9 protein-coding genes and 1 tRNA gene are annotated in these 14,247 nt (G+C 70.7%); 6 read left to right on the top strand and 4 right to left on the bottom strand.

The window, feature by feature from the left end:
* Positions 1 to 76 precede the first annotated feature (76 nt).
* Both OG892_RS13745 and OG892_RS13740 read left to right on the top strand, forming a co-directional pair.
* Positions 77 to 976 carry a LysR substrate-binding domain-containing protein gene (locus tag OG892_RS13745; protein WP_073738386.1) on the top strand — a complete coding sequence of 300 codons (900 nt, stop codon included), beginning with the start codon at positions 77 to 79 and terminating at the stop codon, positions 974 to 976.
* A 354-nt stretch (positions 977 to 1,330) separates the two neighbouring features.
* Positions 1,331 to 2,383, top strand: a complete 1,053-nt coding sequence (locus OG892_RS13740; RefSeq protein ID WP_073738289.1) for a glycoside hydrolase family 6 protein — start codon at positions 1,331 to 1,333, stop codon at positions 2,381 to 2,383.
* Positions 2,384 to 2,446: 63 nt separating this feature from the next.
* Here OG892_RS13740 and OG892_RS13735 read toward each other — a convergent pair whose 3' ends face one another.
* From OG892_RS13735 to OG892_RS13725, 3 genes are all read right to left on the bottom strand, one after another.
* A complete protein-coding gene (locus OG892_RS13735) occupies positions 2,447 to 4,381 on the bottom strand; it encodes a galactose oxidase-like domain-containing protein (RefSeq protein WP_371629298.1) in 1,935 nt (644 codons plus the stop codon).
* Entirely contained in the window at positions 4,378 to 6,300 is a 1,923-nt protein-coding gene (locus OG892_RS13730) for a glycosyltransferase (protein WP_371629297.1), read from the bottom strand. The genes OG892_RS13735 and OG892_RS13730 overlap by 4 nt, the downstream gene beginning before the upstream one ends.
* 568 nt (positions 6,301 to 6,868) lie before the next feature.
* Positions 6,869 to 6,942: transfer RNA gene (locus OG892_RS13725), tRNA-Lys, on the bottom strand.
* Positions 6,943 to 7,125: 183 nt separating this feature from the next.
* Here OG892_RS13725 and OG892_RS13720 point away from each other — a divergent pair.
* The 4 genes from OG892_RS13720 to OG892_RS13705 all read left to right on the top strand — a co-directional run bounded on the left by OG892_RS13720 (position 7,126) and on the right by OG892_RS13705 (position 12,693).
* On the top strand, positions 7,126 to 8,520 hold the full coding sequence (locus OG892_RS13720) for a peptidoglycan-binding protein (RefSeq protein ID WP_371629296.1): 1,395 nt from the start codon (positions 7,126 to 7,128) through the stop codon (positions 8,518 to 8,520).
* 25 nt (positions 8,521 to 8,545) lie between these two features.
* Positions 8,546 to 10,240 carry an SPFH domain-containing protein gene (locus tag OG892_RS13715; protein ID WP_371629295.1) on the top strand — a complete coding sequence of 565 codons (1,695 nt, stop codon included), beginning with the start codon at positions 8,546 to 8,548 and terminating at the stop codon, positions 10,238 to 10,240.
* A 159-nt stretch (positions 10,241 to 10,399) separates the two neighbouring features.
* Positions 10,400 to 10,990, top strand: a complete 591-nt coding sequence (locus OG892_RS13710) for a lytic polysaccharide monooxygenase (RefSeq protein WP_073738294.1) — start codon at positions 10,400 to 10,402, stop codon at positions 10,988 to 10,990.
* Between the two features lie 26 nt (positions 10,991 to 11,016).
* Positions 11,017 to 12,693 carry an AMP-binding protein gene (locus tag OG892_RS13705; RefSeq protein WP_371629294.1) on the top strand — a complete coding sequence of 559 codons (1,677 nt, stop codon included), beginning with the start codon at positions 11,017 to 11,019 and terminating at the stop codon, positions 12,691 to 12,693.
* Here the strand turns inward: OG892_RS13705 and OG892_RS13700 are convergent.
* Complete coding sequence (locus OG892_RS13700; protein WP_371629293.1) at positions 12,670 to 14,175, bottom strand: MFS transporter; 1,506 nt, start codon at positions 14,173 to 14,175, stop codon at positions 12,670 to 12,672. The genes OG892_RS13705 and OG892_RS13700 overlap by 24 nt on opposite strands.
* Between the last annotated feature and the right edge of the window lie 72 nt (positions 14,176 to 14,247).

Genomic DNA, 14,247 nt, shown 5'->3' with positions numbered 1-14,247 from the left:
GGCACAGGCATCACCCCAGGCCGACGGGATGTTCCGAGGCGGCTCCGGGCACCGCCTGCCTGGCTACCATCGGGGCATGCCCGACTCGCCCTCCCCGCCGGCTGACCTGGACCTGCGTCTGGTGCGGTACTTCACCGTCGTCGCCGAACACCTCCACTACGGGCGGGCGGCCGCCGCTCTCCATATCGCGCAGCCGTCGCTGAGCAGGCAGATCCGTGGCCTCGAACAGCGCCTGGGCGTGCGACTGCTGGACCGTGACCCGCAGGGCAGCCGGCTCACCGAGGCCGGAGCGGCCTTCCTGCCCGGGGCGAAGGCCCTGCTGCGGCTCGCCGAACAGACCGCGGCCCACGCCCGCTCCGTCGCCGAGCCCCGCCGGATCACCGTCGGTTTCACGCGGGGCCTCATCGTCACCCCGGTGGTACGTGAGCTGCGCCAGCGGTACCCGGAAGCCGACGTGCGGGTCCTGCACCTGGCCTGGAACGAGCCGCCGGAGGCCCTTCTCGCCCACCGGGTGGACGCGGTGGTGACCCGGCTGCCGCTGCGGGCCGACGGGCTGGATGTGACGGTCCTCCACGACGAGCCCCGGGTGCTGGTGGTGCCCCTCGGTCACCGGCTGGCCGGCAGGGAGTACGTCACGCTCGACGACATCTCCGCCGAGCCGCTGCTCCGGGTGTCCGACCCGGCCTGGAACGCCTTCTGGCGCATCGACCCCCGGCCCGACGGAAGCCGGGCGCCCGACGGCCCGCTGGCCGAGGACTTCGAGGACAAGTTCGAACTCGTCGCCTCGGGGAAGGCCCTGGCCGTCACGGCGGGCACCGGCGGGCTCGGCATCCGCCCCGACCTGGCCGTCGTCCCCCTGCGCGGCGTCGAACCGAGCCGTGTCGTGCTGGCGGCGCGGGCCGGTGACCGCGGCCGCCTGGTGGCCGCCTTCCGCGCCTGCGCCCTCGCCCACCTCACGGGCGCTGTCGGCGCCTGATCCCGGCGGTACACGGCCCGGCCGGCCACCCGGGTTCTCCGGGCGCCGGCCGGGCCGGTCCTCGACCGCGGGGCGCGGGCCGCGGGAGTGGCCCGGCGCGGACACGGGAGGTCTTTGGCGTCCGGCCCGCCGCACGCCCACTGTAGGACGCCGAACTCACCCCGGACAGTTGAGTTCTGACGTTACGTCGATAACCAGTCACGCTCCGCGCCCGGTCAATTCGGGCGGAGTGCGGTGAACCCGCCGTAACGGCTCTTCGGGGAAGTGGTGAGGGGCCGGGCCGCTCCCGGGCGCTGTGCCAGGATGGGCCGCGATGCGACAGTGCACCGCCGTCGCACCCGAAGGGGAGTGGGGATGTACGGCAGCCACAACGGCCGGTTCGGTATACGGGGAGCGGGCGTGGCCGTGATCGGCGCGGCGCTGCTGCTCGCCGGATGCTCCTCCTCCGGAGACGGTGACGGCGACGGTGACGGCGGGCAGGGCTCCGGCGCGGGGAAGAACCCCGCCGCCATCGGCCAGCAGCCCAAGGGCACCGATCCGTACTGGGTCAACCCCGACGGGAACGCCGCCAGGCAGGTCGCCCGGTACACCGAGGACGGCAACGGCAAGGACGCCGGCCTGGTCCGCAGGATCGCGCGGCAGCCGGTCGGTGAGTGGATCGGGCCTGACAACCCGGAGGCCGAGGCGAAGGGCTTCACACAGGCCGCGCAGAAGGCCGGCCGGGAGGCGCTGCTGGTCCTCTACAACATCCCGCACCGGGACTGTGGACAGTTCTCCAAGGGCGGCGCCGCCGACGGCAACGCCTACCGAAGCTGGCTGGAGGGCGTCGCCAAGGGCATCGGTGACCGGGGCGCCACGGTGGTCCTGGAGCCGGACGCGGTGCTGCACCTGGTCGACGGGTGCACCCCGCAGGAGTTCCACGAGGAGCGCTACGACCTGCTCAAGGGTGCGGTGGAGCGGCTGAAGAAGCTGCCCGGCACCAAGGTCTACCTGGACGCGGGCAACGCGGGCTGGCACACGCCGGACGCGCTCTTCCAGCCCCTGCGGCAGGCGGGCATCGACGCGGCCGACGGGTTCGCGGTGAACGTCTCGAACTTCCAGACCACCGAGGTCAGCAAGGACTTCGGCAAGCGGCTGTCGGCGAAGGTGGGCGGCAAGCCGTTCGTCATCGACACCAGCCGCAACGGCAACGGCCCCTACACCGGCGGCGATCCCGCGAAGAGCTGGTGCAACCCGCCGGGCCGTGCCCTCGGTGAGACGCCGACGACGTCGACGGGTGACGAACTGGTCGACGCCTACCTCTGGATCAAGCGCCCGGGGGAGTCGGACGGCGACTGCCGGGGCGGCCCGAAGGCCGGCGACTGGTGGCCCGAGTACGCGCTGGGCCTGGCCCGCGGCACCGGATAGGACGGGGTCCTGCCCGGTGCCGGGGGCGGCGCCGCGCGGCACCGGGCGGTCTGCCGACAGGTCTTAGGGCACCTCGACCCACGTTCCCTCGGACGGGGTGCCCTTGCTGTCGGTGACGAAGAGCATGTACCAGCCCGATGGCACCAGCGCGCGGTTCTCCGGCACGGTCACCGAGATGCCGCCGTCCGTCTTCTTCAGGTCCAGTGCCACGGAGCGCTGGTCCGTGTCCGTGACATGGGTGACCGCGCTCGGCCGCATCAGCTTCGCGGACTTGATGTCCTCGGCCTGGTTGGTGGTGAACACCGCCGTGCCGCCGCGCTTGATCTCCTTCGGTCCGGCGGTCAGTTCGGGCCGCGAGTCGCGGTACAGGTACGGCGGGGTGTAGATCTCGATGCGCTGCTCGAAGACGCCGGGCCGGGTGTTCGCCTTGTCGGAGTAGAGCGAGTCGGAGCCGAAGATCATCACCCGGCCGTCGGGCAGCAGTACCGAGCCCGAGTGGTAGTTGCGGCCCACCGCCGGGTCCGCGACCCGCTCGTAGGTGTCCGTCTTCGCGTCGTACAGCCGGGCCTGCAGGACGTTGGAGCCGCCACGGCCCCGGTAGTCGTTGGAGCCGCCGGTGACCAGCAGGGAGTCGTCGGGGAGCAGGGACGCGCTGGGGTAGCGGGTGCCCTCGTCCAGGGAGGCGCCGTCCTTGAACTCCGGGTCCGCGTCCTTCAGGTCGACCAGCCGGGACTTCTCGCTGGACTTGTCGGACTCACCGACGCCGCCGCCGCCGATCACCATGAACTTCTCGTCCTGGGCCGGGGGCAGCCGTACGGTCGCCGAGGTCTCCATCTTGTCCGGGTCGCTCAGTCCGGGGACCTCGGTGAACTTGTTCGTCGCCAGGTCCCAGACGCCGGGTGCGCGGCCGACGTCGGCGGGGCCGTAGCCCGCGTTCGAGCCGGAGTAGAAGAGCTTGCCGCTGTTGAGGAGGAAGACCGCGGGATAGGTGGGGAACTTCCGGACGATGCCGGTGTACTTCCACTTCTTGGTCTCCGGGTCGTAGACCTCGTCCTTGCCGGGCACGATCTGCCCGATCTCGTCCAGGCCGGAGAGGGCGAGGACCTTGCCGTCCTTGAGGGTGGTGAGCGTCGGGTACCAGCGGGCCTCGTTCATCGGGTCGACGGTGATGTACTTCTCCGCCACCGGATCGAACTCGAAGGCCTCCCGGATGCCCTGGAAGTCCTTCTTGTCCAGGGCGAGCTTCTGGGCGATCCCGTACACGTTGCGGGTGTCGGAGCCGGACAGGCCGGCTATCCGGTAGTTGTCCTCGGTGCCCGTCTCGTACTTCGTACCGGACTTCTGCGCCTCGACGTAGATCCGGCCGAGTCCTGGGTCGTTGCGCAGGAACGCGCCGGTGTTCTTGTCGAAGACCTTCTTGGCCTTCTCCACCAGCACGGGGTCCTTGGTGACGAAGGTCCTGCCGTTGGTCTTGCCGGTGAATCTGGTGCCCGCCGGAAGCGTGACCGGCTTGTCCGGGTCCTCGTTGTGGACGATCATCAGGCCGCCGGCCTTGGTGACGTCGCCCTTGAGCTTCTCGTACTGCTTCGTGCCGCCGGCGATGAGCAGCTTGCCGTCGGGCAACTGGGTGTGACCGGCGCAGAACATGTCTTTCGGCGTGGGTATGTTCTTGAACCCGTTGGTCTTCGGGTCCCACAGCACGGAGCGGAAGCTCTTCGCGTCGAAGTTCTTCTGGTTGTTGCCGGAGCCCGCGACCAGCAGCACCTTGCCGGTGTGCAGCAGGGCCGCGTGGATCGTGTTGATCTTGAACTCGGACGGGATATCCAGGAAGTCCCAGTGGCCGTTGGTGGCCTTGTAACCGGCCTGGTTGATCTTGTAGTCGTGGTAGCGCTCGGTGCTGAAGCGGTACAGCCACGGCCCGTTCGCTCCCGCGAGCGCGAGGACGACCGCCGTACTGATCGCCATGCGGCGGGTACGGCGGCTCGGACGGTACTTCATGGTTTACGTCCCCCAAGGGCGATCTGCATGGTCTGTTCGTTGCCGGCCCAGCCGGTGTTCTCCCGGCCCGCGCCCTGCCGACCGGCGGTCGGGCCGCCCGGCGGCGGTCCCGCGCGCCGCTTCTTCTTCTCCGCCCGCACGGTGTACCGCCAGCCGAAGACCGGCGCTGCGGTGATCAGCAGCGCCAGCGCGGCCCAGGTGAGCATCGCGGGATGGCTGTGGCCGAGGACGAACGACGCCACGATCGAGCCGGCGAAGACCAGGATGAAGAAGAGGTGGATGCGGAAGGTCCCGAAGAGGGTGTCCGGACTGGAGGAGTCGCCCTTGGGCGTGACCACGAACGAGCTCTTGCGGCGCAGCACGGCGTCCATCAGCGAGCGGGCGTAGATCGGCGCGGAGAGCGCGGACATCATCATGCCGGCCAGCCCGCCGGAGCCCTCGGGCTCGTGCGGTGAGACGTTGTGCCGGCGGTTCCAGATGTACAGGCCGATCTGGAGCGCCGAGGCGTTGCCGTACAACATCATCCAGACCGTCGGGTCGATCTGCACACCCGAGGCGCCCATGCCCAGGAACAGTGCGCAACTGAGTGCGGCGAGGATCCAGTTCATGGCGGACATCGGGTAGAAGATGATCATCATGGTGTAGTTGAAGAGCTTGCCCGCGGGCAGCGAGAAGAAGCCCTTCCAGTACTGCTTGAGGATCGTCTCGTACGTCCCGCGCGACCAGCGCAGCTGCTGGGTGAAGAAGTCCGTCCAGGCGGTCGGGCCCTCGCCCACGGCCAGTACGTCCGGGGTGTACACCGAGCGCCACTTGCGGCCGGTGCGCGGATTGCGGGCGCGGTGCATCTCGAAGCCGGTCGCCATGTCCTCGGTGATCGAGTCGTACAGGCCGCCGATCTGCTTGAGGGCCGAGATCCGCACCGCGTTGCTGGTGCCGACGAACATCGGGGCGCCGTAGCGGTTGCCCGCGCGCTGGATCAGCGCGTGGAAGAGGAACTGCTGAGATTCTGCGGCCTTGGTGACGAAGGTGTCGTAGTTGCCGTACACCTGCGGGCCGATGACGAAGCCGACGTCCGGGTCGCGGAAGTAGCCGAGCATCCGCTCCAGGTAGTTGGGCATCGGGACGTGGTCGGTGTCGACCGAGGCGAAGAAGTCGTAGGTGTCGCCGTGGGCGTCGAGCCAGGCGTTGTAGTTGCCGTGCTTGGTCTTCGCCCGGTGCGGTCCCTTGGCCTGGTTCCAGTGCGCCACGCCCTTGCGGGAGAAGTGGTGCACCCCCAGCCGCCGGCAGACCTCCTTCACCGCCGGGTCGTCGCCCTCGTCGAGCAGCCAGACGTGCATCAGTCCGCGGTGACGGATGCGGACGGCGGCCTCCAGGGTCTTCGTCACCATCTCCAGGGGCTCCTTGCCCGGGACGAAGGAGGTGAGGAAGGCGACCCTGGTGCCGTTCTCCGGCACGACCGGCACCGGATCACGTGCGACCAGCGTGGCGTGCGCGTTGGAGAGGACGTTCAGGGTGCGGAACAGCTCGATCAGACCGATCGACACCAGCATCACGATGTCGAGGATCAGCAGCGTGTCGTTCTTGAGGTTCGGGTCGCGCTGCGTCCAGTGCTCGGGCTGCATCAGCCAGGCGAACAGGCCGAGCGAGACGAGCGGTGCGGCGCCCAGCAGCAGGGCCGCGCGTATCCGGTGCGGCTCCTGGGAGAGGAGCGAGCGGTACTTCACGGTGTACGGCTTGGCCGGATCGGGCTGGGTCAGTGGCCCGGCGAGCCGGCTGTAGTGCTCGTAGTCGTAGCGTGGCAGCGCCTTCTGCGGACGCCGGCGGCGGCCCCCGGTCCGGAGCTGCGGGGGTATCCGAAGCTGCGTGGTCCGGGAAGGGTCGTCGTTGTTCGGCCGGGCGCCTGGCGGCGTCGACGTCATGGGTCATCCCCCTGCACGCAGGCCGGCTGCGTGGTCGGTCGGTCCTTTCGCCTGCCGCGTGTCCCCCTGGAACGCGACCGACGGCTCAGTGTCGGGCACCCTTCCAGAGACATGGAACAGTGCCCTTCCGGTTGCATGATGCCTGTTCGGTATTTGCTCATGTGCGAGGCCCCCACCCCACATCGCGCACAACCGGAACATCCCGCTCTCGGGCCCCCAACTGCTCGGCTCATCTGCGTGGTTGGCGCCGATGACCCCCGGACAGGTTGGCCGACACGAGCCGTGACCGCAAGGGTGAAACAGGCTATTAACCGCTCATACGCACGATTTGAGGGGCCCCTGCGACGAGAGGATGCGGCGGCGTAAGCAGAGGCGATCGGGGTGCCCGCGAAGGGTGCCCGCGCCTCCGGGTGACCAACTGATTACTGTGCGTCGGGTGTGGGCAGACTGTGCGTGAGCAAAGAATTCGCTGTGCGGCACCTGCGTGAGATGCCGGAGGGCGGGCCGGGGGTGGGCCGGAAAACAGTCAAGGCCCCCTCGCGCGTGGTGAGGGGGCCTTGACTATGCGTGCGCCGCCAGGGACTCGAACCCCGGACCCGCTGATTAAGAGTCAGCTGCTCTAACCAACTGAGCTAGCGGCGCCTGCTGACCTGGAGAACTCTACCCGATTCGGGGCGGTGCTCCCGACCATTTCCGGCCCGACCCGGCCTGTCGGATGGTCGTTTTTTCTCTTCTATCCGTCAAAATGCGATATGTCCGGAGAGTTGAGACACTGACGCCCGTACAGATGCTCCCAAAGATCTTGACAACTGCGGAGGGAATCGCATGACTGTGCCGGCCTTCGAGGAGTACGTACCCGCCATCGACTGCACCTGTGCGGGGTGCGCCGTACGACGGCGAACCGCAGCCGCGGCACTGCCGACGCGGCAGGGAGGACATCCGGCCGCGCACGGCGCGCGGCGCGCGCTGGTGCTGGTCACCGCCGCCGGGGTGGTGCTGAGCGCCGGTCTGGCGGAGGCGGCGACGGCGGCGGCCGACCCCGCCCCGGTGACCGATCCGGCCCTGCCGGGCGACCCGGCGCCGGGGGCCGGTCCGGCCCCGGCCGCCGGCGCGGTACCGGTGGGGCTGGCCCTTCCGGCAGAGCCGGGGGACGCGGCCGATCCGGCCGACCCCGGACCTGAGAGTCCGCAGGGCGGGCCGGGTCCGTTGCAGGGTGCGGGGGCCTCCGGCCCGCCGGCCTCGCAGACGGGCACGCCCGTGCTGCGCAAGACCAGCCGGGCCGACATCATCAACCGCGCCAAGAAATGGATCACCGCGCAGGTCCCGTACAACATGAGCAAGTACTGGTCGGACGGGTACCGCCAGGACTGCTCCGGCTATGTGTCGATGGCCTGGAACCTGCCGGGCAACGAGTGGACCGGCAGCCTCGCCTCGTACGGGACGCGGATCGCCCGGGAGGATCTCCAGCCCGGCGACATCCTGCTCTTCCACAACCCGGCCGACCCCTCGAAGGGCTCGCACGTCACGATCTTCGGCGGCTGGACGGACTACACGCACACCCACTACACGGCGTACGAGCAGACCACGCCGCACACCCGCAAGCAGACGACGCCCATCGCGTACTGGTCCAACTCGGGCAGCTACGTCGCCTACCGCTACAAGGGGCTGAGCACCGGAACCGGCGGCAGCGGCTCGACGACGGGGTTCCCGGGAGCCGGGAAGTTCGGTCCGGGCGCCAACAACGCCTACGTCACCCAGCTCGGCAAACTGCTCGTCGCGCGCGGCGGCAAACGCTTCTACAAGGTCGGCCCCGGACCCGCCTGGGGCAGCGCCGACCGGCAGGCGACCGAGGCGTTCCAGAAGGCCCAGGGCTGGAAGGGCAAGGAGGCCGACGGCATCCCGGGCCCCGACACCTGGCGTCTGCTGACCGGCGGCACCGGCCGCAGCATCCCCGTGGGCGGCCAGGGCGGTTCCACGGCGGTGCCCGCCTTCCCCGGTCGGGGCTATTTCCGGACGGGTCAGTCCAACAGCCATGTCGACCGGCTCGGGAAACAGTTGGTGAAGAAGGGATACGGCAAGTACTACCTGTCGGGCCCCGGCCCCCGGTGGACCGAGGCGGACCGGCGCAATGTCGAGGCCTTCCAGAAGGCCCAGGGCTGGCGGGGTGCGGAGGCCGACGGCTATCCGGGTCCGGAGACCTGGCGGCGACTCTTCGCGTGACACGACGCACATGACGGAGGCGGGAATGCGATCCACGGTGCCGGACAGCTCCGGGAACCAGGAGCACGGAGAGAACGGGAGCCCGGAGAACCCGGGGCACGGCGAGGAGAGGTACGGGGCGCTCCCGGTGCGGGAGTGGGCCGCCCCGGACCGGCCGGAGCGGGCGGGTCCCGGCGGGCCCTACGACTGGTCGGCGCCGGAGCCGGGGGTGGAGCGCGGGACCGGTCCGGGGGTGCGGTCCGGGCCGGACTCCGTGGTCGACCTGGTGCTGGACCTGACGCCGGGCGCGGGCGAACGCGGGGGCTCCGCCTTCGGCGCGACCTCCGCCTCGGTCTCTGTTCCGGGCACGGCCCCGGCTCCGGACGCGGCCACCGGGCCGGACGGGGGAGCGGACGCGGAGGTGCGCGAGGGCGCGCGTGATCCGGGGCAACCGGCCCTGGCGGTGGGGCCGTTCCTCCCCGGCCCTGGGCTCGCCCCGGCCCGCCGGGACCTCGGGCCCTCCCTCTCGCTGTCCTTCGGCGACGACGACACGGGCGAGACGCGCACCGAGACGCGTACCGACACGCGTACCGAGATGCGCACCCAGGTGCGGGTGGACACCGGACGCCATCACTCGGTCATCGCCAACGAGCGCACCGCCTCCATCCCGGTGCACCTGCTCTTCCGCGACGACCCCGAGGTCGCCTCCGACGCCGTCGCACTGCCGGCCACCGTCGTCCGCGGGGCGTCCGGGATCGAGCAGCCGGCCGGTGTCCGGCGGCCGCCGCCGCCCCGGTCGGGGCAGGTGCGGCCGTCCACCCGGCCCGCGCCGGTCGCGGACCCACGGCTGAACGAACGGCCGGGACCCGCGCTGCCCGGCTGGGCGGCCCTGCTCGCAGCCCTGGCCTCACTCGCCGCGGCGGGCGGGGTCCTGTGGTGGACGGGCGCGCTGCCGGGCGGAGTGCTGTCCCGGCTCGGGCTCGGCCCGCGTCCCTACGACGGCATCGGCCTCGGCGCCTGGGCGGCGCTCGCGCTGCTGCTGACCGGAGTGCTCTTCGCGCTCGGCGGGCTGACCCGCGGCCGGGTCGGGTACGCGTGGGTGCTCACCCTCTTCGGCCAGTACCGGGGCAGCGTGCGGCGCACCGGGCTGATGTGGGTCAGCCCGCTGCTGCTGCGCCGCCGGGTCGATGTCCGGCTGCGGCACTGGCGCAGCGAGCCGCTGCCCGCGGTGGACGCGAACGGCACGGCGCTGCGGGTCGTCGTCCTCGTCGTGTGGCGGGTCGAGGACACCGTGCGGGCGACGCTGGGCATCGCGGACCACGAGGAGTACCTGCGGGAGCAGGTGGAGGCGGCGATGGCCCGGGTCCTCTCGCAACTGCCCGCCGACGCCTTCCACGAGGACGCCCACACCCTGCGCAACGCCGAGGCCGTGGGCGACGCGCTGACCCGGATGCTGAAGGCGGACTGCGAGCCGGTCGGCATCGAGGTGTACTCGGCGCAGCCGACGGGGATCGAGTACGCCCCGGAGGTGGCCGCGGCCATGCAGCGGCGCCGGATCGCGGCCATCGACGCCAAACACCGCGACAGCGTGCTGACTTCGGTGGTGGACGCGGTGGACGACACGGTCAGCCGGCTGACCGCCCGGGGGCTCGTGGAACTGGACGACTACGAACGGAAGTCACTGGTGAAGGATCTGACGGTGGCTTTCTACACCGGACGCGGTGGTGGGGACAGTGCCTGAAGTGGCCCCGGAGACCGGTGTGAGGTGAACCGGAATCCAACTCACATTGGTCTGGACATGTTCATGATCCGTCAATAATCTAGGCCTTGGTCTAGACCGCACGAAACGCGCGCAGCAGTGCTCATGGAACCTCCCCCACGTATCCGAGGAGCGTCAGCAATGCGTAAGAAGACAAGTGCGGCCCTGGTGGGCCTGGCGGTGGCGGGCGTCTCGATGTTCGCGACCAGCAGTGCCAGCAGCCACGGCTACACCGACAACCCCATCAGTCGTCAGAAGCTCTGTGCCAACGGCACGGTGACCGGCTGCGGCAACATCCAGTGGGAGCCGCAGAGCGTCGAGGGCCCCAAGGGCTTCCCGGCGGCCGGCCCCGCCGACGGTGCGATCTGTTCCGGTGGCCACGGCGAGTTCGCGCAGCTCGACGACCCGCGCGGCGGCAACTGGCCCGCCACCCACGTCACCGCAGGTCAGGGCTTCAGCTTCCGCTGGCAGTTCACCGCCCGGCACGCCACCACGGACTTCCGCTACTACATCACCAAGAACGGCTGGGACCCCACCAAGCCGCTCAAGCGCTCCGACCTGGAGGCCCAGCCCTTCATGACGGTGCCGTACAACAACCAGCAGCCCCCCGCCACGCTGACCCAGCAGGGCACCATCCCCACTCAGAAGACCGGGAAGCACATCATCCTGAGCGTCTGGAACATCTCGGACACGGCCAACGCGTTCTACTCGTGCTCCGATGTTCAGTTCTGACGCATAGTCAGTTACCGTGCGGCGCCATGAGGAGCGCAGGCACCGTCGCGGAGCTCGTACAGCGCCAATGGGGCGACCACCGGCCGGGATTACGGCACGAGGACACCGTTCTCAGCCACCACCAGGTCGCCTCGGGCGCTGCCGCACGGGCCGCGCTCCTGGCGGATCTGCTGCCGGCGGGCGGCGAACCGCACCTCGGGGTGCTGCTCGACAACACCCCTGAATTCCCCCTGTGGTTGAGCGCGGCGGCCCTGGCCGGGGCCGCCGTCGCCGGCATCAACCCCACCCGCCGCGGCGCCGAGCTGGCCCGCGACATCACGCACACCGAATGCCGGGTGCTGATCACCGAGCGCGCCCACCTGCCGCTGCTCGACGGCCTGGAACTCCCGGGCGTACGGGTACTGGTCACGGACACCGAGGCGTACGCCGCCCTGCTCGCACCCTACGCCGGGGCCGAGCCGGGCGACACGGTCATCGCCCGCCCCGGGCCCGGAACCCGGATGCTGCTCTACTTCACCTCCGGCTCCACCGGCGCCCCCAAGGCCGCGCTCTGCACCCAGGGCCGGCTCGCCGCGGCCGGCCACTCGCTCGTCGAGCACTTCGGCATCGGCCGCGAGGACGTCCACTACATCTGCATGCCGATGTTCCACGGCAACGCGGTGATCGCGGACTGGGCCCCGGCGCTGGCCGGCGGCGCCGCCGTGGCGCTGCGCCGCCGCTTCTCCGCCTCCGGATTCCTCTCCGACGTACGCGCCCACGGGGCCACCTACTTCACCTACGTCGGCCGCGCCGTGCAGTACCTGCTGGCCACCCCGGAGCGCCCCGACGACCGGGAGCACCCGCTGCGGATCGGCTTCGGCACCGAGGCGGGCGCGGTGGACGCGGCCCGCTTCCGGGAGCGGTTCGGGGTGCGGCTGGTCGAGGGCTACGGCTCCTCGGAGGGCGGCGCCGCGATCCAGCGGACCCCGGACACCCCGCCCGGCGCGATCGGCCGGGCCGCGGACCGCGACGACCTCGCGGTCGTCGACCCCGAGACGGGCCGCGAGCGGGTCGCCGCCGTATTCGACGAGGGCGGGAAGCTGCTCAACGGCGCCGCCGCGATAGGGGAGCTGGTCAACCGGGGCCGGACCCCGTTCGAGGGCTACTGGCGCAACGAGGAGGCGGACGCGGCCCGGGTGCGTAACGGCTGGTACTGGACCGGCGACCTCTTCTTCCGCGACCCCGACGGCTTCCTCTACTTCGCCGGCCGCACCGAGGACCGGCTCCGGGTCGACAGCGAGAACCTGGCCGCCGCGATGATCGAGAACATCCTGGCCCGCTGGGCGGACGCGGCGGCCGTCGCGGTCTACGCGGTGCCCGACCCGGTCGCGGGGGACCAGGTCATGGCGGCGCTGGCGCTGCGCGAGGGGGCCGGCTTCGATCCGGCCGCCTTCGCCGCCTTCCTCCGGGACCAGCCCGACCTGGGCACGAAGATGGCACCCCGGTTCGTGCGGATCGTGCCGACGATGCCGGTGACCGCGACGAACAAGGTGCACCGGGCCGGGCTGCGCCTGGCGGGATTCCGGGCCGGGACCGCTGTGTGGTACCGGGACCGGGAGGGTGCGTACGTACCGTTCGGTGAGGAACAACTGACCTCCCTCACGGCGGAGTTCGAGGAGCACGGCCGGGCCGGTCTGCTGTCATCGGACGCCGGACGGGCGTGAGAGCATCGCCCGCCGCAGCTGCGTCACCGCGAGGACCGCCCCCGCCAGCAGGAGCAGCGCCCCGGCCACCGAGGCGTAGCTCATGCTGTGCACGAAGGCCTCCCGGCCGAGCGAGATCAGCGAACCGTCACCCGTGGACAGCGCCCCCGGCAGCGTCTTGCGGGCCACGGCGGGCGCCGAGTCCGGCATCTGGGCGGTGTACACCGCGGTCGCCACCGCACCCAGCAGCGCCATCCCCATCGCCCCGCCGAACTCCTGCCCGGTCTCCAGCAGGGAGGCGGCCGAACTCGCCTTCTCCGGCGGGCTGGTGGACAGTGCCATGTCCGATACGAGCGCCATGACGGTCACGATGCCACTGCTCATCACGGCCGATCCGACGAGCAGCACCCACAGCGAGTCGGTACCGGACAGGGCGAGGACGCCGAAGCCGGCCGCCGCGATCACGAAGCCGGCGCAGACGACCCGGCTCCGCTCGACCCGCTGGGCGACGGCCGTGGCGGTGGGCGCGGCGGCACCGACCGCCAGGGACGGTGCCAGGCTCCAGAGCGAGGCCTCCATCGTGCTCATGCCGAGCACCGACTGGAGGTACTGGGTGGTGAAGAAGGCGGAGCCCATCATCGCGAAGGAGGCCAGCGCGTTCAGCCCGATCCCGGCGGCGAAGCCACGGCCGCGGAACAGCTCCCGGCTGATCATCGCGTCCTCCCGGCCGCGCTGCCGGCGGACGAAGAACCAGCCGATGACGAGCCCGGCGACGATGATCAGGGCATTGCGCGCGTCCATACCGTGGGCGGCGGTCTCCTTGACCCCGTAGACGACCGGCAGCACCGAGCCCATCGACAGCGGCACGCTGAGGAAGTCGAAGCGGCCCGGGGCCGGGTCCTTGAACTCCGGCACCAGCACCGGCACCAGGACCAGCAGCAGCACCATCGCCGGCACGTTGATCAGGAAGACCGAACCCCACCAGAAGTGCTCCAGCATGACGCCGCTGAGCACCGATCCGAGCGCGATCCCGCCGGCCATGGCGCCGGACCAGATGCCGACGGCCCGGCTGCGCTGCGTCTCGTCGCGGAACATGTTCCGTACCAGGCCCATCGTCGACGGCATCAGCGTCGCACCGCCGATCCCCAGCAGGGCGCGGGCCGCGATGAGCATCTCGGGGCTGGAGGCGTAGGCGGCGCCGACCGAGGCGGCGCTGAAGGCGAGGGCGCCGATCATCAGCAGCTTGCGGCGGCCGATCCGGTCGCCGAGCGAGCCCATCGTGATGAGCAGGCCGGAGAGGGCGAAGCCGTACACATCGAAGATCCAGAGCTGCTGGGTGGCGCTGGGCGCGAGGTCCCGGTCGATGGACGGGATCGCGAAGAAGAGGACGGAGACGTCCATCGAGACCAGGAGGAGGGGGAGCAGCAGGACCACGAAAGCGGTCCACTCCTTGCGGCCGGCGCGCTCGCCGGGTGCCGTGGCAGTGCCCGTAGGTGTTGTCATGCCTGGGAATATACGAGCGTTTAAAACGTCTGTCTAGTACGAGCGTGTAAAACACTTGTACATACCGAAGGG

The sequence above is a fragment of the Streptomyces sp. NBC_00341 genome, from assembly GCF_041435055.1.
Lineage (GTDB): Bacteria > Actinomycetota > Actinomycetes > Streptomycetales > Streptomycetaceae > Streptomyces.
Note: the sequence above shows the minus strand (reverse complement) of the source record. Positions and strands in the feature narration are given on the sequence as shown.

What these genes read in the sequence shown, in the direction of transcription:
- OG892_RS13745 (WP_073738386.1), top strand. Translation starts at nt 77, where the DNA reads ATGCCCGACTCGCCCTCCCCGCCGGCTGACCTGGACCTGCGTCTGGTG.
- OG892_RS13740 (WP_073738289.1), top strand. Translation starts at nt 1,331, where the DNA reads ATGTACGGCAGCCACAACGGCCGGTTCGGTATACGGGGAGCGGGCGTG.
- OG892_RS13735 (WP_371629298.1), bottom strand. Translation starts at nt 4,381, where the DNA reads ATGAAGTACCGTCCGAGCCGCCGTACCCGCCGCATGGCGATCAGTACG.
- OG892_RS13730 (WP_371629297.1), bottom strand. Translation starts at nt 6,300, where the DNA reads ATGACGTCGACGCCGCCAGGCGCCCGGCCGAACAACGACGACCCTTCC.
- OG892_RS13720 (WP_371629296.1), top strand. Translation starts at nt 7,126, where the DNA reads ATGACTGTGCCGGCCTTCGAGGAGTACGTACCCGCCATCGACTGCACC.
- OG892_RS13715 (WP_371629295.1), top strand. Translation starts at nt 8,546, where the DNA reads ATGCGATCCACGGTGCCGGACAGCTCCGGGAACCAGGAGCACGGAGAG.
- OG892_RS13710 (WP_073738294.1), top strand. Translation starts at nt 10,400, where the DNA reads ATGCGTAAGAAGACAAGTGCGGCCCTGGTGGGCCTGGCGGTGGCGGGC.
- OG892_RS13705 (WP_371629294.1), top strand. Translation starts at nt 11,017, where the DNA reads ATGAGGAGCGCAGGCACCGTCGCGGAGCTCGTACAGCGCCAATGGGGC.
- OG892_RS13700 (WP_371629293.1), bottom strand. Translation starts at nt 14,175, where the DNA reads ATGACAACACCTACGGGCACTGCCACGGCACCCGGCGAGCGCGCCGGC.